The organism is Escherichia coli, assembly GCF_036503815.1.
GTDB classification, from domain to species: Bacteria; Pseudomonadota; Gammaproteobacteria; order Enterobacterales; family Enterobacteriaceae; genus Escherichia; species Escherichia coli_F.
The window spans coordinates 1,410,261-1,429,136 of the sequence record NZ_AP027764.1 but is presented as its reverse complement, the minus strand read 5'-3'; the positions used below and the strand labels follow the sequence as shown (position 1 = coordinate 1,429,136).

Annotated in this window: 17 protein-coding genes; 13 read left to right on the top strand and 4 right to left on the bottom strand. The window is 52.4% G+C overall.

The window, feature by feature from the left end:
- The first annotated feature begins 10 nt into the window (after positions 1-10).
- From hyfE to focB, 8 genes are read left to right on the top strand one after another with little or no spacing between them, the layout of a single operon-like run.
- Positions 11-661, top strand: a complete 651-nt coding sequence (gene hyfE, locus AABJ99_RS06870; protein WP_000147995.1) for a hydrogenase 4 membrane subunit — start codon at positions 11-13, stop codon at positions 659-661.
- A 4-nt stretch (positions 662-665) separates the two neighbouring features.
- A complete protein-coding gene (hyfF, locus tag AABJ99_RS06865; RefSeq protein ID WP_000122523.1) occupies positions 666-2,246 on the top strand; it encodes a hydrogenase 4 subunit F in 1,581 nt (526 codons plus the stop codon).
- Positions 2,236-3,951 carry a hydrogenase 4 catalytic subunit HyfG gene (gene hyfG, locus AABJ99_RS06860; RefSeq protein ID WP_039020952.1) on the top strand — a complete coding sequence of 572 codons (1,716 nt, stop codon included), beginning with the start codon at positions 2,236-2,238 and terminating at the stop codon, positions 3,949-3,951. Before hyfF ends, hyfG begins: the two co-directional genes overlap by 11 nt.
- A 9-nt stretch (positions 3,952-3,960) precedes the next feature.
- The gene (gene hyfH / locus AABJ99_RS06855) at positions 3,961-4,506 is read left to right on the top strand and encodes a hydrogenase 4 subunit H (protein WP_032184867.1); all 546 of its coding nucleotides are present in this window, start codon (positions 3,961-3,963) and stop codon (positions 4,504-4,506) included.
- Complete coding sequence (gene hyfI, locus AABJ99_RS06850) at positions 4,503-5,261, top strand: hydrogenase 4 catalytic subunit HyfI (protein WP_000075547.1); 759 nt, start codon at positions 4,503-4,505, stop codon at positions 5,259-5,261. Before hyfH ends, hyfI begins: the two co-directional genes overlap by 4 nt.
- On the top strand, positions 5,254-5,667 hold the full coding sequence (hyfJ, locus tag AABJ99_RS06845; protein ID WP_000796783.1) for a hydrogenase 4 assembly chaperone HyfJ: 414 nt from the start codon (positions 5,254-5,256) through the stop codon (positions 5,665-5,667). Before hyfI ends, hyfJ begins: the two co-directional genes overlap by 8 nt.
- A gap of 29 nt (positions 5,668-5,696) precedes the next feature.
- Entirely contained in the window at positions 5,697-7,709 is a 2,013-nt protein-coding gene (gene hyfR / locus AABJ99_RS06840) for a DNA-binding transcriptional regulator HyfR (RefSeq protein ID WP_039020953.1), read from the top strand.
- Between the two features lie 21 nt (positions 7,710-7,730).
- Positions 7,731-8,579, top strand: coding sequence for a formate transporter FocB (gene focB / locus AABJ99_RS06835; protein ID WP_338387522.1), 849 nt, complete (start codon positions 7,731-7,733; stop codon positions 8,577-8,579).
- Between the two features lie 36 nt (positions 8,580-8,615).
- Here the strand turns inward: focB and yfgO are convergent, their stop codons facing one another.
- Positions 8,616-9,677, bottom strand: coding sequence for an AI-2E family transporter (gene yfgO / locus AABJ99_RS06830; protein WP_000892051.1), 1,062 nt, complete (start codon positions 9,675-9,677; stop codon positions 8,616-8,618).
- Between the two features lie 212 nt (positions 9,678-9,889).
- Here yfgO and bepA point away from each other — a divergent pair, with 212 nt between their 5' ends.
- Positions 9,890-11,353 (top strand): beta-barrel assembly-enhancing protease, encoded by a 1,464-nt coding sequence (gene bepA, locus AABJ99_RS06825; RefSeq protein WP_000489667.1) that lies wholly within the window; start codon positions 9,890-9,892, stop codon positions 11,351-11,353.
- A 20-nt stretch (positions 11,354-11,373) separates the two neighbouring features.
- Positions 11,374-11,733, top strand: a complete 360-nt coding sequence (gene arsC / locus AABJ99_RS06820) for an arsenate reductase (glutaredoxin) (protein ID WP_000166449.1) — start codon at positions 11,374-11,376, stop codon at positions 11,731-11,733.
- Between the two features lie 105 nt (positions 11,734-11,838).
- On the opposite strand, the gene hda is transcribed toward arsC, so the two are convergent.
- The 3 genes from hda to upp all read right to left on the bottom strand — a co-directional run bounded on the left by hda (position 11,839) and on the right by upp (position 14,636).
- A complete protein-coding gene (gene hda, locus AABJ99_RS06815; protein ID WP_001307333.1) occupies positions 11,839-12,540 on the bottom strand; it encodes a DnaA inactivator Hda in 702 nt (233 codons plus the stop codon).
- Positions 12,541-12,634: 94 nt separating this feature from the next.
- Positions 12,635-13,924 carry a uracil permease gene (gene uraA, locus AABJ99_RS06810; protein WP_000198328.1) on the bottom strand — a complete coding sequence of 430 codons (1,290 nt, stop codon included), beginning with the start codon at positions 13,922-13,924 and terminating at the stop codon, positions 12,635-12,637.
- Between the two features lie 85 nt (positions 13,925-14,009).
- Complete coding sequence (gene upp / locus AABJ99_RS06805) at positions 14,010-14,636, bottom strand: uracil phosphoribosyltransferase (protein WP_001295473.1); 627 nt, start codon at positions 14,634-14,636, stop codon at positions 14,010-14,012.
- A gap of 324 nt (positions 14,637-14,960) precedes the next feature.
- On the opposite strand from upp, the gene purM reads away from it, so the two are divergent.
- The 3 genes from purM (at position 14,961) to ppk1 (ending at position 18,874) form a co-directional block, all read left to right on the top strand.
- Positions 14,961-15,998, top strand: a complete 1,038-nt coding sequence (purM, locus tag AABJ99_RS06800) for a phosphoribosylformylglycinamidine cyclo-ligase (RefSeq protein ID WP_032303535.1) — start codon at positions 14,961-14,963, stop codon at positions 15,996-15,998.
- Positions 15,998-16,636 (top strand): phosphoribosylglycinamide formyltransferase, encoded by a 639-nt coding sequence (gene purN / locus AABJ99_RS06795; protein ID WP_001028614.1) that lies wholly within the window; start codon positions 15,998-16,000, stop codon positions 16,634-16,636. The genes purM and purN overlap by 1 nt, the downstream gene beginning before the upstream one ends.
- A 171-nt stretch (positions 16,637-16,807) precedes the next feature.
- Positions 16,808-18,874 carry a polyphosphate kinase 1 gene (gene ppk1 / locus AABJ99_RS06790; RefSeq protein ID WP_000529576.1) on the top strand — a complete coding sequence of 689 codons (2,067 nt, stop codon included), beginning with the start codon at positions 16,808-16,810 and terminating at the stop codon, positions 18,872-18,874.
- Positions 18,875-18,876 lie beyond the last annotated feature (2 nt).

The following is an 18,876-nucleotide window of genomic DNA, read 5'->3' as shown; positions in this document are numbered from 1 at the left end:
GAGATGATGAATGACCGGTTCTATGATCGTAAATAATCTGGCGGGACTGATGATGCTGACATCGCTGTTTGTGATTAGTGTCAAAAGCTATCGCCTGTCATGCGGATTTTACGCCTGCCAGTCGCTGGTGCTGGTGTCTATTTTCGCCACCCTCTCGTGCCTGTTCGCCGCAGAGCAACTGCTGATCTGGTCCGCCAGCGCCTTTATCACCAAAGTACTGATGGTACCGTTAATCATGATTTACGCTGCACGAAATATTCCCCAGAACCTCCCGGAAAAAGCGTTATTCGGTCCGGCAATGATGGCATTGCTCGCGGCATTAATTGTCCTGCTTTGCGCATTTGTCGTTCAGCCCGTGAAGCTACCGATGGCTACCGGGCTGAAACCGGCGCTGGCGGTGGCGTTAGGTCATTTTCTGCTTGGCCTGCTGTGCATTGTCAGCCAGCGCAATATCCTGCGGCAAATTTTTGGTTACTGCCTGATGGAAAACGGCTCCCATCTGGTGCTGGCGCTTCTTGCCTGGCGTGCACCGGAACTGGTGGAAATTGGTATCGCTACCGACGCCATCTTCGCCGTCATTGTGATGGTGTTACTGGCAAGAAAAATATGGCGTACCCACGGCACGCTGGACGTGAACAACTTGACCGCGCTGAAGGGATAATGAGATGAGTTATTCTGTGATGTTCGCTTTACTCCTGCTCACGCCGCTGCTTTTTTCGCTGCTCTGTTTTGCCTGCCGGAAACGGGGACACTCTGCGACTCGCACGGTGACAGTACTACATAGCTTAGGGATCACACTGCTGCTGATTCTGGCACTGTGGGTGGTCCAAACTGCCGCTGATGCGGGAGAAATATTCGCTGCGGGACTGTGGCTTCATATTGATGGTCTGGGCGGTTTGTTCCTCGCCATTCTTGGTGTGATTGGCTTTCTCACCGGTGTTTACTCGATTGGCTACATGCGTCATGAAGTGGCTCACGGCGAGCTTTCACCCGTTACGCTGTGCGATTACTACGGTTTCTTCCATCTGTTTTTGTTCACCATGCTGCTGGTTGTTACCAGCAATAACCTGATTGTGATGTGGGCGGCAATCGAAGCCACCACCTTAAGCTCGGCGTTTCTGGTAGGCATTTACGGTCAGCGTTCATCTCTGGAAGCTGCATGGAAGTACATCATTATTTGTACTGTTGGTGTCGCTTTTGGTCTGTTCGGTACCGTGCTGGTATACGCCAACGCCGCCAGCGTTATGCCGCAGGCAGAAATGGCGATATTCTGGAGCGAGGTTCTTAAGCAATCGTCCTTGCTTGACCCAACATTAATGCTGTTGGCCTTTGTGTTTGTGCTAATTGGCTTTGGCACCAAAACCGGGCTATTTCCCATGCACGCCTGGCTGCCGGATGCTCACAGTGAAGCGCCGAGTCCGGTCAGCGCCCTGCTCTCCGCCGTATTGCTGAACTGCGCGCTGTTGGTGCTGATTCGCTATTACATCATTATTTGCCAGGCCATCGGCAGCGATTTCCCCAACCGGTTGTTGCTCATCTTCGGCATGTTGTCGGTTGCCGTGGCGGCATTTTTCATTCTGGTACAGCGGGACATTAAGCGTCTGCTGGCGTACTCCAGCGTGGAGAACATGGGACTGGTCGCGGTGGCGCTAGGCATTGGCGGGCCGCTGGGAATTTTTGCTGCGCTGCTGCACACCTTAAACCACAGTCTGGCAAAAACGCTGCTGTTCTGCGGTTCCGGCAATGTACTGCTCAAGTACGGCACGCGCGATCTCAACGTCGTCTGCGGAATGCTCAAAATCATGCCATTTACCGCCGTGCTGTTTGGCGGCGGTGCGCTGGCGCTGGCCGGGATGCCGCCCTTCAACATTTTTCTTAGCGAATTTATGACCGTTACCGCCGGACTGGCTCGTAATCACCTGTTGATTATCGTCCTGCTGTTATTGCTGTTAACGCTGGTGCTGGCGGGCCTGGTACGGATGGCTGCGCGGGTGTTAATGGCGAAACCGCCGCAGGCCGTTAACCGGGGTGAACTTGGCTGGTTGACCACCTCGCCAATGGTGATTCTGCTGGTCATGATGCTGGCGATGGGAACGCATATTCCACAACCTGTCATCAGGATCCTGGCGGGCGCTTCCACTATAGTCCTCTCAGGGACGCACGACCTGCCTGCACAACGTAGCACCTGGCATGATTTTTTGCCTTCAGGCACCGCATCTGTTTCGGAGAAACACAGTGAACGTTAATTCATCGTCAAATCGTGGCGAAGCGATTCTCGCCGCCCTGAAAACGCAGTTCCCCGGCGCGGTGCTGGATGAAGAGCGACAAACGCCTGAACAGGTCACCATTACGGTGAAAATAAATCTGCTGCCTGACGTTGTACATTATCTTTATTATCAATATGATGGCTGGCTTCCTGTCCTGTTTGGCAACGACGAGCGGACACTTAACGGTCATTACGCGGTTTATTATGCCCTTTCAATGGAAGGGGCCGAAAAATGCTGGATCGTGGTGAAGGCACTGGTCGATGCCGACAGTCGGGAGTTTCCGTCAGTCACACCGCGCGTCCCTGCCGCGGTCTGGGGCGAGCGAGAAATTCGCGATATGTACGGGCTGATTCCGGTTGGCCTGCCGGATCAGCGTCGCCTGGTGTTGCCCGATGACTGGCCGGAAGATATGCATCCGCTGCGCAAAGACGCGATGGATTATCGACTGCGCCCTGAACCGACGACTGATACCGAAACGTATCCGTTTATCAACGAGGGCAACAGCGATGCGCGGGTGATCCCTGTTGGCCCGCTGCATATCACCTCCGATGAACCAGGTCACTTCCGCTTGTTTGTGGATGGCGAGCAAATTGTCGATGCTGATTACCGCCTGTTTTATGTCCATCGCGGCATGGAGAAACTGGCAGAAACGCGGATGGGCTACAACGAAGTGACCTTCTTGTCGGACCGCGTGTGTGGGATTTGCGGTTTTGCCCACAGTGTGGCCTATACCAACTCGGTTGAAAATGCACTGGGGATTGAGGTGCCGCAACGAGCGCATACTATTCGCTCGATTCTGCTGGAAGTCGAACGGCTGCATAGTCATTTGCTCAACCTTGGCCTCTCCTGCCATTTTGTTGGTTTTGATACCGGTTTTATGCAATTTTTCCGCGTGCGGGAAAAGTCGATGACGATGGCGGAATTGCTGACCGGGTCGCGTAAAACCTACGGTCTGAATCTGATTGGTGGTGTTCGCCGCGATATTCTCAAAGAGCAACGTCTGCAAACGATGAAACTGGTGCGCGAGATGCGCGCCGACGTGTCGGAGCTGGTAGAGATGCTGCTTGCCACGCCGAATATGGAACAACGCACTCAGGGCATTGGCATTCTCGACCGACAAATCGCCCGTGATTATAGCCCCGTAGGGCCGCTGATCCGTGGCAGTGGTTTTGCCCGTGATTTGCGCTTTGATCACCCCTACGCCGACTACGGCAATATTCCAAAAACGCTGTTTACCTTTACCGGCGGCGATGTCTTCTCCCGCGTGATGGTCCGTGTCAAAGAGACGTTTGATTCGCTGGCAATGCTGGAATTTGCCCTCGACAACATGCCGGATACCCCACTGCTGACCGAAGGCTTTAGCTATAAACCTCACGCATTCGCGCTGGGCTTTGTTGAAGCGCCTCGCGGTGAAGACGTGCACTGGAGCATGCTCGGTGATAACCAAAAATTGTTCCGCTGGCGCTGTCGTGCCGCCACCTACGCCAACTGGCCAGTGCTGCGTTACATGCTGCGCGGCAATACCGTTTCTGACGCACCGCTGATTATCGGTAGCCTTGATCCCTGCTACTCCTGTACCGACCGTGTGACGCTGGTTGATGTGCGCAAGCGCCAGTCAAAAACCGTACCGTATAAAGAGATCGAACGCTACGGCATTGATCGTAACCGTTCGCCGCTGAAGTAAGGACAGAAAATGCTGAAGTTACTGAAAACTATTATGCGCGCCGGAACCGCGACGGTGAAATATCCCTTCGCGCCACTGGAGGTCAGCCCAGGCTTTCGCGGGAAACCGGACCTGATGCCCAGCCAATGTATTGCCTGCGGTGCCTGCGCCTGTGCTTGTCCGGCAAATGCGCTGACTATCCAGACCGACGACCAGCAAAATACGCGCACCTGGCAGCTCTATCTGGGGCGTTGTATTTACTGCGGACGTTGTGAAGAAGTGTGCCCGACCAGAGCCATTCAGCTTACTGATAACTTTGAACTGACCGTCACCAATAAAGCCGATCTCTATACCCGCGCGACGTTCCATCTACAACGTTGCAGCCGTTGCGAACGCCCGTTTGCCCCGCAAAAAACCGTCGCACTGGCTGCAGAACTGTTGGCACAGCAACAAAATGCACCACAAAACCGCGAAATGTTGTGGGCGCAAGCGAGCGTCTGCCCGGAATGCAAACAACGCGCGACGCTGATCAACGACGACACAGATGAACCGCTGGTGGCTAAGGAGCAGCTATGAGTCCAGTGCTTACGCAACATGTCAGCCAGCCCATCACGCTGGACGAACAAACGCAAAAGATGAAGCAGCATTTGCTACAGGATATCCGTCGTTCGGCCTACGTTTATCGCGTGGATTGTGGCGGCTGCAACGCCTGTGAAATCGAAATTTTTGCCGCCATCACGCCAGTGTTCGACGCAGAACGCTTTGGCATTAAGGTTGTTTCATCACCTCGTCACGCCGATATTTTGTTATTTACTGGCGCAGTCACCCGGGCGATGCGTATGCCTGCACTTCGGGCATATGAGTCTGCCCCCGATCATAAAATCTGTGTTTCCTACGGCGCGTGCGGTGTCGGCGGCGGTATTTTCCACGATCTCTACAGCGTCTGGGGCGGCAGCGACACCATTGTCCCCATTGATGTTTGGATCCCCGGCTGCCCGCCAACACCGGCCGCCACCATTCACGGTTTCGCCGTGGCGCTCGGTTTGCTACAACAGAAGATTCACGCGGTGGATTATCGCGATCCCACCGGGGTGACCATGCAACCGCTGTGGCCGCAGATCCCGCCATCACAGCGTATCGCCATTGAGCGAGAAGCGAGGCGGCTGGCGGGCTATCGTCAGGGGCGAGAAATTTGCGATCGGCTCCTGCGCCATTTAAGCGACGATCCTACAGGAAATCGGGTTAACACCTGGTTGCGCGAAGCCGACGATCCGCGTCTCAATAGTATCGTTCAGCAACTCTTTCGCGTTCTCCGGGGGTTACATGGCTGAGGAGTGCGGGGAAATTGTTTTCTGGACGCTGCGAAAAAAATTTATCGCCAGTAGCGACGAGATGCCGGAACACAGCTCCCAGGTAATGTATTACTCGTTGGCTATCGGTCATCACGTTGGCGTGATTGATTGTCTGAATGTCGCCTTCCGCTGCCCACAGACGGAATACGAAGATTGGCTTGCACAGGTCGAAGAGGAGCAAGCCCGACGTAAGATGCTGGGGGTGATGACCTTTGGTGAGATTGTTATTGACGCCAGCCACACCGCCCTGTTGACCCGGGCATTCGCGCCACTGGCAGATGACGCGACGTCTGTGTGGCAGGCGCGTAGCATTCAATTCATTCATCTGTTGGATGAAATTGTGCAGGAACCGGCCATCTATCTGATGGCCAGAAAAATTGCGTGAGAAGGATTTCTCATTAATAAGGACTGTTAATGGCTATGTCAGACGAGGCGATGTTTGCCCCGCCACAAGGAATAACAATTGAAGCGGTAAACGGAATGCTCGCGGAGCGGTTAGCGCAGAAACACGGCAAGGCGTCTTTATTACGCGCCTTCATCCCGCTGCCGCCGCCGTTCAGCCCGGTACAACTTATTGAACTGCATGTTCTCAAAAGCAACTTCTATTACCGCTACCATGATGATGGCAGCGATGTGACGGCAACAACAGAGTATCAGGGCGAGATGGTCGATTATTCGCGCCACGCCGTCCTTCTCGGCAGTAGTGGAATGGCGGAGCTACGCTTTATTCGCACCCACGGCAATCGTTTTACTCCCCAGGATTGCACACTGTTTAACTGGCTGGCACACATAATCACTCCGGTTCTGCAATCATGGCTCAATGATGAAGAACAGCAGGTGGCGCTGCGTTTGCTGGAGAAAGATCGCGATCATCATCGGGTACTGGTGGATATCACTAATGCAGTGTTGTCACATCTTGATCTCGACGATCTGATCGCTGACGTCGCTCGTGAGATCCATCATTTTTTCGGTCTGGCTTCAGTCAGTATGGTACTGGGCGATCATCGAAAGAACGAGAAGTTCAGCCTGTGGTGCAGCGATCTTTCTGCCTCACATTGTGCGAGTCTGCCACGCTGTATGCCTGGCGAAAGTGTATTGCTGACACAAACGCTACAAACCCGACAACCGACCTTGACGCACCGTGCAGACGATCTGTTTCTCTGGCAACGCGACCCGTTATTACACTTACTTGCATCTAACGGCTGCGAATCTGCGCTCCTTATACCGCTCACCTTTGGCAACCATACACCGGGTGCATTGTTGCTGGCGCATACCTCTTCCACTCTCTTTGGGGAGGAAAACTGCCAGCTACTGCAACATATTGCCGATCGCATCGCTATTGCCGTTGGCAATGCCGATGCCTGGCGTAGCATGACCGATTTGCAGGAAAGCTTGCAGCAAGAAAACCACCAGCTTAGCGAGCAGCTCCTTTCGAATCTGGGCGTCGGTGACATTATCTATCAAAGCCAGGCAATGGAAGATTTGCTCCAGCAGGTAGATATTGTGGCGAAGAGCGACAGTACGGTGTTGATTTGTGGTGAAACCGGAACCGGCAAAGAGGTGATCGCCAGAGCGATCCATCAACTTAGCCCACGACGCGACAAGCCACTGGTCAAAATCAACTGCGCTGCCATCCCCGCCAGTCTTCTGGAAAGTGAGTTATTCGGTCATGACAAAGGGGCATTTACTGGTGCGATTAATACCCATCGCGGTCGTTTTGAAATTGCCGATGGTGGCACGTTGTTTCTCGATGAAATTGGCGATCTGCCGTTAGAACTTCAGCCTAAACTGCTGCGCGTATTACAGGAGCGGGAAATTGAGCGTCTCGGTGGGAGTAGAACGATCCCGGTGAATGTCAGAGTCATTGCCGCCACCAACCGTGATTTGTGGCAAATGGTTGAAGATCGCCAGTTTCGCAGCGATCTCTTTTATCGCCTGAATGTCTTCCCACTGGAACTGCCGCCACTGCGCGACCGTCCGGAAGATATCCCTCTTTTAGCAAAGCATTTCACGCAAAAAATGGCGCGCCATATGAATCGCGCAATTGACGCCATCCCGACCGAGGCGCTACGCCAGTTGATGTCGTGGGACTGGCCGGGCAACGTGCGCGAGCTGGAAAACGTGATTGAGCGAGCGGTACTACTGACTCGCGGTAACAGTCTGAATTTACATCTTAATGTCCGACAAAGCCGTTTACTGCCGACGCTAAATGAAGATTCAGCGCTTCGCAGTTCAATGGCGCAGTTACTGCACCCGACGACGCCAGAGAATGACGAAGAAGAACGTCAGCGCATTGTTCAGGTATTGCGAGAAACCAATGGCATTGTTGCCGGGCCCCGTGGCGCGGCGACGCGATTAGGGATGAAGCGCACCACGCTGCTATCACGAATGCAGCGGCTGGGGATCTCGGTTCGCGAGGTGTTGTAATCTGTTTTTGCAGGAGTATGCATGAGAAACAAACTCTCTTTCGACTTGCAGTTGAGCGCCAGAAAAGCGGCAATCGCTGAACGGATTGCCGCCCATAAAATTGCCCGCAGCAAAGTGTCGGTCTTTTTAATGGCGATGTCCGCAGGCGTGTTTATGGCGATCGGATTTACTTTTTACCTTACCGTTATCGCCGATGCCCCGTCTTCACAGGCATTAACCCATCTGGTGGGTGGCCTTTGCTTTACACTCGGCTTTATTTTGCTGGCGGTTTGCGGCACCAGCCTGTTCACCTCGTCGGTAATGACGGTGATGGCAAAAAGTCGGGGCGTTATTAGCTTGCGAACATGGCTGATTAATGCACTTCTGGTGGCCTGCGGTAATCTGGCAGGTATTGCCTGTTTCAGTTTGTTAATCTGGTTTTCCGGGCTGGTGATGAGTGAAAACGCGATGTGGGGAGTCGCGGTTTTACACTGCGCCGAGGGCAAAATGCATCATACATTTACTGAATCAGTCAGCCTCGGCATTATGTGCAATCTGATGGTTTGTCTGGCGCTGTGGATGAGTTATTGCGGGCGTTCGTTATGCGACAAAATCGTCGCCATGATTTTGCCCATTACCCTGTTTGTCGCCAGTGGCTTTGAGCACTGTATCGCCAATTTGTTTGTGATTCCGTTCGCCATTGCCATTCGCCATTTCGCCCCTACCTCCTTCTGGCAACTGGCGCACAGTAGCGCAGACAATTTTCCGGCACTGACGGTCAGCCATTTTATTACCGCCAATCTGCTCCCGGTGATGCTGGGTAATATTATCGGCAGTGCAGTGCTGGTGAGTATTTGTTATCGGGCTATTTATTTACGTCAGGAACCCTAAAAATCAGCCCGGCGAAACAGTTCGTCGGGCTGAAGATTATTCTTGCGCGATTTGCCCATCGGGCCAGGCGTGAATCACGGCTTTGATCAGCGTCGCCAATGGAATGGCGAAGAATACGCCCCAGAATCCCCACAAACCACCGAAGATCACTACTGATAAAATAATGACCAGCGGATGCAGGTTAACCGCTTCGGAGAACAACACAGGTACTAACAGGTTGCCGTCCAGCGCCTGAATGATCAGATACACCGCGAAGCAGCTCCAGAATTCCGTGCCAGCACCAAACTGGAATAGCGCCACGCCAACCACCGGAATGGTCACCACAAATGCACCAATGTACGGAATAAGTACCGAGAAGCCGACCAGCACCGCCAGCAGCAGCGAATAGTTCAGCCCGAAGAGTAAGAATCCCAGCCAGGTGGCAATCCCCACCACGATCATCTCCAGCACTTTGCCGCGGATATAGTTGGTGATTTGTTGATTCATCTCCTTCCACACCTGTCCTGCCAGTCCGCGGTTACGCGGTAGCACCCGACGAACGGCGTTCAACATTTGCTCTTTGTCTTTCAGCAGGAAGAAGACCATCAATGGTACCAGCACCAGATAGACGGCAATGGTCAGCAAACCGACCAGCGAGGCGAGGGAAATTTTCACCACCGAATCGCCCATGGTAAGCATCCGACTGCGCATATTTTCGGCCATTGCATCAATAATGCCCGCGTCCATTAACGCCGGATAGCGGCGCGGCAACGTGGCGGCAAAGTCAGAAAGCTTATTGAGCATCCCCGGCATATCACGGATTAAGTAGATGCCCTGTTGCCAGGCGATAGGCATTACCACGAACGCCATCAGCAGCAAAATACCGACGAAAACGACCAATACAATCGATGTCGCCCAACGTCGGGAGCAGCCAATAGATTGCAGGCGCACGGTTGGCCATTCCAGTAAATAGGCCAGCACAATCGCCACCAGCAACGGTGCGAGTAGGCCGCTAAAGAAAAAGATAATGCCAAATCCGGCAACTAAAATAACCAGCAAGGCAATCGCTTCCGGGTCACTAAAACGGCGGCGATACCATTGCATCAACATTTCGAGCATAAAGACCTTCCCTGAACCTCAAGAGCGGGATTGCGATCCGCAATTGTATCGAAATGTCACAAAAAAGACTTCGCTTTTTATGACGGATTCAGGAAACTGAAAAGTCATTTGAGTGGGCTAATCTTCGCCGTTACACTCAAAGGCGGCGCGGTGGGAACGATATTTCACAGTATCGGTCAAATGACTATCTCCAGAAACACAGGACAGAGGTTATGTTCAGGCAGTTGAAAAAAAACCTGGTTGCTACCCTCATTGCTGCTATGACTATCGGTCAGGTAGCCCCGGCGTTTGCCGATAGCGCAGACACCTTGCCGGATATGGGAACCTCCGCAGGAAGCACGCTTTCCATTGGTCAGGAAATGCAGATGGGCGACTATTATGTCCGCCAATTACGCGGCAGTGCGCCGTTAATTAATGACCCGTTGTTAACGCAGTACATTAATTCGCTGGGGATGCGTCTGGTTTCGCATGCCAATTCGGTTAAGACACCGTTTCATTTCTTTTTGATCAATAACGACGAAATTAACGCCTTTGCTTTCTTTGGCGGCAACGTGGTGCTGCACTCTGCCCTGTTCCGTTATTCCGATAACGAAAGCCAACTGGCTTCAGTTATGGCGCACGAAATCTCCCACGTCACCCAACGTCACCTGGCGCGAGCGATGGAAGATCAACAGCGCAGCGCGCCGCTGACCTGGGTCGGCGCGTTAGGTTCTATTTTACTGGCGATGGCCAGTCCGCAGGCGGGGATGGCAGCGCTGACCGGTACACTGGCGGGAACGCGCCAGGGGATGATCAGCTTCACCCAGCAAAATGAACAGGAAGCGGATCGCATTGGTATTCAGGTGCTGCAACGCTCAGGATTCGATCCGCAGGCGATGCCGACCTTCCTCGAAAAATTGCTCGATCAGGCGCGTTACTCCTCGCGTCCGCCGGAAATTTTATTGACTCACCCGTTGCCGGAAAGTCGTCTGGCAGATGCCCGCAACCGTGCCAATCAGATGCGCCCGATGGTGGTGCAGTCATCGGAAGATTTCTATCTGGCAAAAGCGCGCACACTGGGGATGTATAATTCCGGACGTAATCAGCTCACCAGTGATTTGCTGGATGAATGGGCGAAAGGAAACGTTCGTCAGCAACGAGCGGCGCAATATGGTCGTGCTTTACAGGCGATGGAAGCCAATAAATACGACGAAGCGCGTAAAACGCTGCAACCGTTACTGGCGGCAGAACCTGGCAACGCATGGTATCTCGATCTGGCTACCGATATCGACCTTGGGCAAAACAAAGCCAATGAGGCGATTAACAGGCTGAAAAATGCCCGCGATTTGCGTACTAATCCGGTGTTGCAGCTCAACCTGGCGAACGCTTATCTGCAAGGGGGTCAACCACAGGAAGCGGCCAATATTCTGAATCGCTACACTTTTAACAACAAAGATGACAGCAATGGCTGGGATTTACTGGCACAGGCGGAGGCCGCGCTAAATAATCGCGATCAGGAACTGGCAGCGCGAGCAGAAGGTTATGCGCTCGCCGGGCGACTCGATCAGGCCATTTCCTTGTTGAGCAGCGCCAGTTCGCAGGTGAAATTAGGCAGCCTGCAACAAGCGCGTTACGATGCGCGCATCGACCAGTTGCGCCAGCTGCAGGAACGCTTTAAGCCTTATACCAAGATGTAATTCGCATTAAAGGAAGAACAATGACCAAACAGGTAAAAATCTACCATAACCCACGCTGTTCAAAGAGCCGGGAAACGCTGAACCTGCTGAAAGAAAACGGCGTGGAGCCAGAAGTGGTGCTCTACCTTGAGACACCCGCCGATGCGGCAACGCTGCGCGATTTGCTGAAAATGCTGGGAATGAATAGCGCTCGTGAATTGATGCGCCAGAAAGAGGATCTTTATAAAGAACTGAACCTGGCTGACAGTTCGCTTAGCGAAGAGGCGCTGATTCAGGCAATGGTGGATAATCCGAAGCTAATGGAGCGCCCAATTGTGGTCGCCAATGGCAAAGCGCGGATTGGTCGTCCACCGGAGCAGGTACTGGAAATCGTGGGTTAATATGCGCCTTTTCGCGAGTTAAGTCACGTTGCCGGATACGACGCTTGCCGCGTCTTATCCGGCCTACGAATACAATGGGCGCGCATCCGACGATAAACGTCTTGTCTACAGTTTCAGAATCTCTTTCACAAACGGAATGGTCAGCTTACGTTGCGCGGTAATCGACGCACGATCCAACTGATCCAACGTCATAAATAACGTGCGCATCTCTCTGTCGAGCCGCTTCAGCAAGAAACGCCCCACATCTTCCGGCAGTTCAAAACCACGCAAACGCGCGCGTAACTGTAGCGCCTGCAACTTATCTTCATCAGAAAGAGGCTGCAATTTGTAGATCTGCCCCCAGTCGAGTCGCGACGCGAGATCCGGTAATCCCAGATTCAACTGCCGCGGTGGACGATCGCCGGTGATTAACAACCGTGTTTTACCCGATTCCAGAATTCGATTGTAGAGATCGAAAATCGCCATCTCCCACAACTCATCGCCTGCAATACACTCAATGTTGTCGATACAGACCAGCGACAAATGCTCCATACCGTCGAGCACTTCCGGAACAAACCAGGTGCGTTTATCCAGCGGGACATAGCCCACCGCATCGCCACGCTGCGACAATTCCGCGCAAGCCGCGTGCAGCAGATGGCTGCGCCCCGCGCCTTCGCGTGCCCAGAGATAGATGTAACCGCTATGTTCCTGACGCAGCACGTTTTGCAGCGCGGCCAGTAAAGAGGAGTTATCCCCCGGCCAGAAACTTGCAAAGGTTTCGTCGTCAGGAAGATAAAGTGGCAAAGAGAGCTGTGCCGGTGTGTTCAGAGATACCTCAACCAGGATTTCACAAAATCGCGAGAAGTTTACCACAGAATCCCATGATGTTTGAACCGGGCAGCAACACTGCCCGGTCGGTACATTATTTGTCTGTTATATCCGCGTCTTCTGCGTCCAGCACCACTTCTTCAGGGCGCAGCACACTAATCAGTTTGAAGATCAAACTTAAGCCGATACCGACGATGGTCGCCAGCGCCATACCTTTCAGCTCCGCCGCGCCGATGTTTACCTTCGCGCCACTGACACCGATGATCAAAATGACAGAAGTCAGGATCAGGTTCTGTGCTTTGTTGTAATCCACTTTCGATTCGATCAAAACACGAATACCGGAAGCACCGATAACACCATAAAGCAGCAGCGAAACGCCGCCCATCACCGGCAATGGGATCATCTGGATAGCAGCAGCCAGTTTACCGACGCAGGAAAGCAGGATAGCGAAAATCGCCGCCCCGCCGATAACCCAGGTACTGTAAACACGGGTGATCGCCATCACGCCAATGTTTTCCCCGTAGGTAGTATTTGGCGTGGAGCCAAAGAAGCCGGAGATCACGGTCGACAAGCCGTTAGCAAACATCGAACGGTGCAGACCTGGATCGCGCAGCAGATCTTTTTTGACGATATTAGCCGTTACTACCAGATGCCCTACGTGCTCGGCAATGACCACCAGCGCCGCTGGCAGAATAGTCAGAATGGCAAACCACTCGAAGCGCGGCGTATAGAGAGTTGGCAGCGCAAACCAGTGGGCGTTAATAATCGGCGTGGTATCGACAATCCCCATTGCGAAAGAGAGCGCATACCCTACCAGCACACCAATTAAAATTGGGATAATTGCCAGGAAACCACGAAACAGGACGGAACCTAAAACCGTGACCGCCAGGGTGGTAATAGAGATGATGATGGTTTTGGAGTCTGGCGTTTGCCCTTCAGCCGGGAGTAAACCTGCCATACCGGCAGCTACGCCCGCCAACTCCAGACCGATGACGGCAACGATTGCGCCCATTGCCGCAGGTGGAAACAGCACGTCCAGCCAGCCGGTCCCCGCTTTCTTCACGATAAAAGAAACCAGGCAGAACAGCACGCCGCACATAATAAAGCCGCCCAGCGCGACTTCATACCCTAACGGCAACAGTAACAATACCGGTGAAATAAAGGCAAAGCTGGAACCAAGATAAGCCGGAATTTTCCCTTTACAGATGAAGAGATACAGCAGCGTTCCTATACCGTTAAATAACAGTACAGTCGCCGGGTTAATATGAAATAAGACGGGCACCAGGACGGTTGCACCAAACATGGCGAACAAATGTTGCAAACTAAGCGGGATTGTCTGTAAAAGTGGCGGTCTTTCACTCACCCCGATAGCACGGCGCGTCATAGTATTATCCTCTGTATTATGTGTTATAGGCGCTTTACTCAAAAAAAAGCCGACTCTTAAAGTCGGCTTTAATTATTTTTATTCTTTATTTCGTACCAAAGATTTTGTCACCGGCATCGCCGAGGCCCGGAATAATGTATCCGTGCTCGTTCAGTCCCTGGTCAATCGATGCAGTATACAGTTCGACGTCCGGGTGCGCTTTTTCCAGCGCTGCGATACCTTCTGGCGCAGCTACCAGCACCAGAACTTTGATGCTGCTGCAGCCCGCTTTTTTCAGCAGGTCGATGGTCGCGATAACGGAACCACCGGTTGCCAGCATTGGGTCAACGATCAGCGCCATACGCTCATCGATGTTAGAAACCAGTTTCTGGAAGTACGGTACCGGCTCCAGCGTTTCTTCATTACGGTACATACCGACTACGCTGATGCGCGCGCTCGGAACGTTTTCCAGCACACCGTCCATCATCCCCAGACCGGCACGCAGAATTGGCACAACGGTAATTTTCTTACCTTTGATCTGATCGATTTCTACCGGGCCGTTCCAGCCTTCGATAGTTACTTTTTCCGTTTCGAGGTCGGCGGTCGCTTCGTAAGTCAGCAGGCTACCCACTTCGGAAGCGAGTTCGCGAAAGCGCTTGGTGCTGATATCTTGCTCACGCATCAGTCCCAGCTTGTGTTTGACGAGTGGGTGTTTGACTTCCACGATCTTCATACTCTTTCTCCTTTGAGGGGCAGCCACAAAAAAAATCGACGGATTATACCTCCTTTCTTCAAGGCGGCAATATTATTTTCGTTGACTTTAGTCAAAATGATAACGGTTTGAGATAAAGTTATTTTATATTCAAATGGTTATGGAAGAAGATTATTCCATCCGAAAACGATCCTTTGCCCTGGTACAAGTATTCTTTTGCCGCGCGCCTGGGGAAAAGACGTACAAAAAGGTTGTGTAAAGCAGTCTCGCAAACGTTTGCTTTCCCTGTTAGAATTGCGCCGAATTTTATTTTTCTACCGCAAGTAACGCGTGGGGACCCAAGCAGTGACCGATAAAACCTCTCTTAGCTACAAAGATGCCGGTGTTGATATTGACGCGGGTAATGCTCTGGTTGGAAGAATCAAAGGCGTAGTGAAGAAAACGCGTCGTCCGGAAGTGATGGGCGGTCTGGGCGGCTTCGGTGCGCTGTGTGCATTGCCGCAAAAATATCGTGAACCCGTGCTGGTTTCCGGCACTGACGGCGTAGGTACCAAGCTGCGTCTGGCGATGGACTTAAAACGTCACGATACCATTGGTATCGATCTGGTCGCCATGTGCGTTAATGACCTGGTGGTGCAAGGTGCGGAACCGCTGTTTTTCCTCGACTATTACGCAACCGGAAAACTGGATGTTGATACCGCTTCAGCGGTGATCAGCGGCATCGCTGAAGGTTGTCTGCAATCGGGCTGTTCGCTTGTGGGTGGCGAAACGGCAGAAATGCCGGGGATGTATCATGGTGAAGATTACGATGTCGCTGGTTTCTGCGTTGGCGTGGTAGAAAAATCAGAAATCATCGACGGCTCTAAAGTCAGCGATGGTGATGTGCTGATTGCACTCGGCTCCAGCGGTCCGCACTCGAACGGCTATTCGCTGGTGCGCAAAATTCTTGAAGTCAGCGGTTGTGATCCGTTAACCACCGAACTTGATGGTAAGCCATTAGCCGATCATCTGCTGGCACCAACCCGCATTTACGTGAAGTCCGTGCTGGAGTTGATTGAAAAGGTCGATGTGCATGCTATTGCGCACCTGACCGGCGGCGGCTTCTGGGAAAACATTCCGCGCGTATTGCCAGATAATACCCAGGCAGTGATTGATGAATCTTCCTGGCAGTGGCCGGAAGTGTTCAACTGGCTGCAAACGGCAGGTAACGTTGAGCGCCATGAAATGTATCGCACCTTCAACTGCGGCGTCGGGATGATTATTGCCCTGCCTGCTCCGGAAGTGGACAAAGCCCTCGCCCTGCTCAATGCCAACGGTGAAAACGCGTGGAAAATCGGTATCATCAAAGCCTCTGATTCCGAACAACGCGTGGTTATCGAATAATGAATATTGTGGTGCTTATTTCCGGCAACGGAAGTAATTTGCAGGCAATTATTGACGCCTGCAAAACAAATAAAATTAAAGGCACCGTACGGGCAGTTTTCAGCAATAAGGCCGACGCGTTCGGCCTTGAACGCGCCCGCCAGGCGGGTATTGCAACGCATACGCTCATCGCCAGCGCGTTTGACAGTCGTGAAGCCTATGACCGGGAGTTGATTCATGAAATCGACATGTACGCACCCGATGTGGTCGTGCTGGCGGGTTTTATGCGCATTCTCAGCCCGGCGTTTGTCTCCCACTATGCCGGGCGTTTGCTGAACATTCACCCTTCTCTGCTGCCGAAATATCCCGGATTACACACCCATCGTCAGGCGCTGGAAAATGGCGATGAAGAGCACGGTACATCGGTGCATTTCGTCACCGATGAACTGGACGGTGGCCCGGTTATTTTACAGGCGAAAGTCCCGGTATTTGCTGGTGATACGGAGGATGACATCACCGCCCGCGTGCAAACCCAGGAACACGCTATTTATCCACTGGTGATTAGCTGGTTTGCCGATGGTCGTCTGAAAATGCACGAAAACGCCGCGTGGCTGGATGGTCAACGTCTGCCGCCGCAGGGCTACGCTGCCGACGAGTAATGCCCCCGTAGTTAAAGCGCCAGCTCTGCCGCTGGCGTTTTTCAATTCACCTGTAAATCGCAAGCTCCAGCAGTTTTTTTCCCCCTTTTCTGGCATAGTTGGACATCTGCCAATATTGCTCGCCATAATATCCAGGCAGTGTCCCGTGAATAAAACGGAGTAAAAGTGGTAATGGGTCAGGAAAAGCTATACATCGAAAAAGAGCTCAGTTGGTTATCGTTCAATGAACGCGTGCTTCAGGAAGCGGCGGACAAATCTAACCCGCTGATTGAAAGGATGCGTTTCCTGGGGATCTATTCCAATAACCTTGATGAGTTCTATAAAGTCCGCTTCGCTGAACTGAAGCGACGCATCATTATTAGCGAAGAACAAGGTTCCAACTCTCATTCCCGCCATTTACTGGGCAAAATTCAGTCCCGGGTGCTGAAAGCCGATCAGGAATTCGACGGCCTCTACAACGAGCTGTTGCTGGAGATGGCGCGCAACCAGATCTTCCTGATTAATGAACGCCAACTCTCCGTCAATCAACAAAACTGGCTGCGTCATTATTTTAAGCAGTATCTGCGTCAGCACATTACGCCGATTTTAATCAATCCTGACACTGACTTAGTGCAGTTCCTGAAAGATGATTACACCTATCTGGCGGTGGAAATTATCCGTGGCGATACCATCCGTTACGCGCTGCTGGAGATCCCATCAGATAAAGTGCCGCGATTTGTGAATTTACCGCCAGAAGCGCCGCGTCGACGCAAGCCGATGATTCTTCTGGATAACATTCTGCGTTACTGCCTTGATGATATTTTCAAAGGCTTCTTTGATTATGACGCGCTGAATGCCTATTCAATGAAGATGACCCGCGATGCCGAATACGATTTAGTGCACGAGATGGAAGCCAGCCTGATGGAGTTGATGTCTTCCAGCCTGAAGCAGCGCTTAACCGCAGAACCGGTACGTTTTGTTTATCAGCGCGATATGCCTAATGCGCTGGTTGAAGTGTTACGCGAAAAACTGACTATTTCCCGCTACGACTCCATCGTCCCCGGCGGCCGTTATCACAATTTTAAAGACTTTATTAATTTCCCCAACGTCGGCAAAGCCAATCTGGTGAACAAACCATTGCCGCGTTTACGCCATATTTGGTTCGATAAAGCCCAGTTCCGCAACGGTTTTGATGCCATTCGCGAACGTGATGTGTTGCTCTATTATCCTTATCATACCTTTGAGCATGTACTGGAACTGCTGCGTCAGGCTTCGTTCGACCCGAGCGTACTGGCGATTAAAATTAACATTTACCGCGTGGCGAAAGATTCACGCATCATCGACTCGATGATCCACGCCGCACACAACGGTAAGAAAGTCACCGTGGTGGTTGAGTTACAGGCGCGTTTCGACGAAGAAGCCAACATTCACTGGGCGAAGCGCCTGACCGAAGCAGGCGTGCACGTTATCTTCTCTGCGCCGGGGCTGAAAATTCACGCCAAACTGTTCCTGATTTCACGTAAAGAAAACGGTGAAGTGGTGCGTTACGCACACATCGGGACCGGGAACTTTAACGAAAAAACCGCGCGTCTTTATACTGACTATTCGTTGCTGACCGCTGATGCGCGCATTACCAACGAAGTACGGCGTGTGTTCAACTTTATTGAAAACCCATACCGTCCGGTGACATTTGATTATTTAATGGTGTCACCACAAAACTCCCGCCGTTTGTTGTATGAGATGGTGGACCGCGAGATCGCCAACGCGCAGCAAGGGCTGCCCAGCGGTATCACTCTAAAGCTAAATAACCTTGTCGATAAAGGTCTGGTCGACCGTCTGTATGCGGCTTCCAGCTCCGGCGTGCCGGTTAATCTGCTGGTTCGCGGCATGTGTTCGCTGATCCCCAATCTGGAAGGCATTAGCGACAACATTCGTGCCATCAGTATTGTTGACCGTTACCTTGAACATGACCGGGTTTATATTTTTGAAAATGGCGGCGATAAAAAGGTCTACCTTTCTTCCGCCGACTGGATGACGCGCAATATTGATTATCGTATTGAAGTGGCGACGCCGCTGCTCGATCCGCGCCTGAAGCAGCGGGTGCTGGACATCATCGACATATTGTTCAGCGATACGGTCAAAGCACGTTATATCGATAAAGAACTCAGTAATCGCTACGTTCCCCGCGGCAATCGCCGCAAAGTGCGGGCGCAGTTGGCGATTTACGATTACATCAAATCCCTCGAACAACCTGAATAACC

Excerpts from the sequence above, each read along its gene's own strand:
- hyfF (WP_000122523.1), top strand. The coding sequence starts at position 666 with ATGAGTTATTCTGTGATGTTCGCTTTACTCCTGCTCACGCCGCTGCTT.
- hyfJ (WP_000796783.1), top strand. The coding sequence starts at position 5,254 with ATGGCTGAGGAGTGCGGGGAAATTGTTTTCTGGACGCTGCGAAAAAAA.
- hyfR (WP_039020953.1), top strand. The coding sequence starts at position 5,697 with ATGGCTATGTCAGACGAGGCGATGTTTGCCCCGCCACAAGGAATAACA.
- hyfH (WP_032184867.1), top strand. The coding sequence starts at position 3,961 with ATGCTGAAGTTACTGAAAACTATTATGCGCGCCGGAACCGCGACGGTG.
- arsC (WP_000166449.1), top strand. The coding sequence starts at position 11,374 with ATGACCAAACAGGTAAAAATCTACCATAACCCACGCTGTTCAAAGAGC.
- yfgO (WP_000892051.1), bottom strand. The coding sequence starts at position 9,677 with ATGCTCGAAATGTTGATGCAATGGTATCGCCGCCGTTTTAGTGACCCG.
- upp (WP_001295473.1), bottom strand. The coding sequence starts at position 14,636 with ATGAAGATCGTGGAAGTCAAACACCCACTCGTCAAACACAAGCTGGGA.
- bepA (WP_000489667.1), top strand. The coding sequence starts at position 9,890 with ATGTTCAGGCAGTTGAAAAAAAACCTGGTTGCTACCCTCATTGCTGCT.
- uraA (WP_000198328.1), bottom strand. The coding sequence starts at position 13,924 with ATGACGCGCCGTGCTATCGGGGTGAGTGAAAGACCGCCACTTTTACAG.
- focB (WP_338387522.1), top strand. The coding sequence starts at position 7,731 with ATGAGAAACAAACTCTCTTTCGACTTGCAGTTGAGCGCCAGAAAAGCG.
- purN (WP_001028614.1), top strand. The coding sequence starts at position 15,998 with ATGAATATTGTGGTGCTTATTTCCGGCAACGGAAGTAATTTGCAGGCA.
- ppk1 (WP_000529576.1), top strand. The coding sequence starts at position 16,808 with ATGGGTCAGGAAAAGCTATACATCGAAAAAGAGCTCAGTTGGTTATCG.
- hyfE (WP_000147995.1), top strand. The coding sequence starts at position 11 with ATGACCGGTTCTATGATCGTAAATAATCTGGCGGGACTGATGATGCTG.
- hyfI (WP_000075547.1), top strand. The coding sequence starts at position 4,503 with ATGAGTCCAGTGCTTACGCAACATGTCAGCCAGCCCATCACGCTGGAC.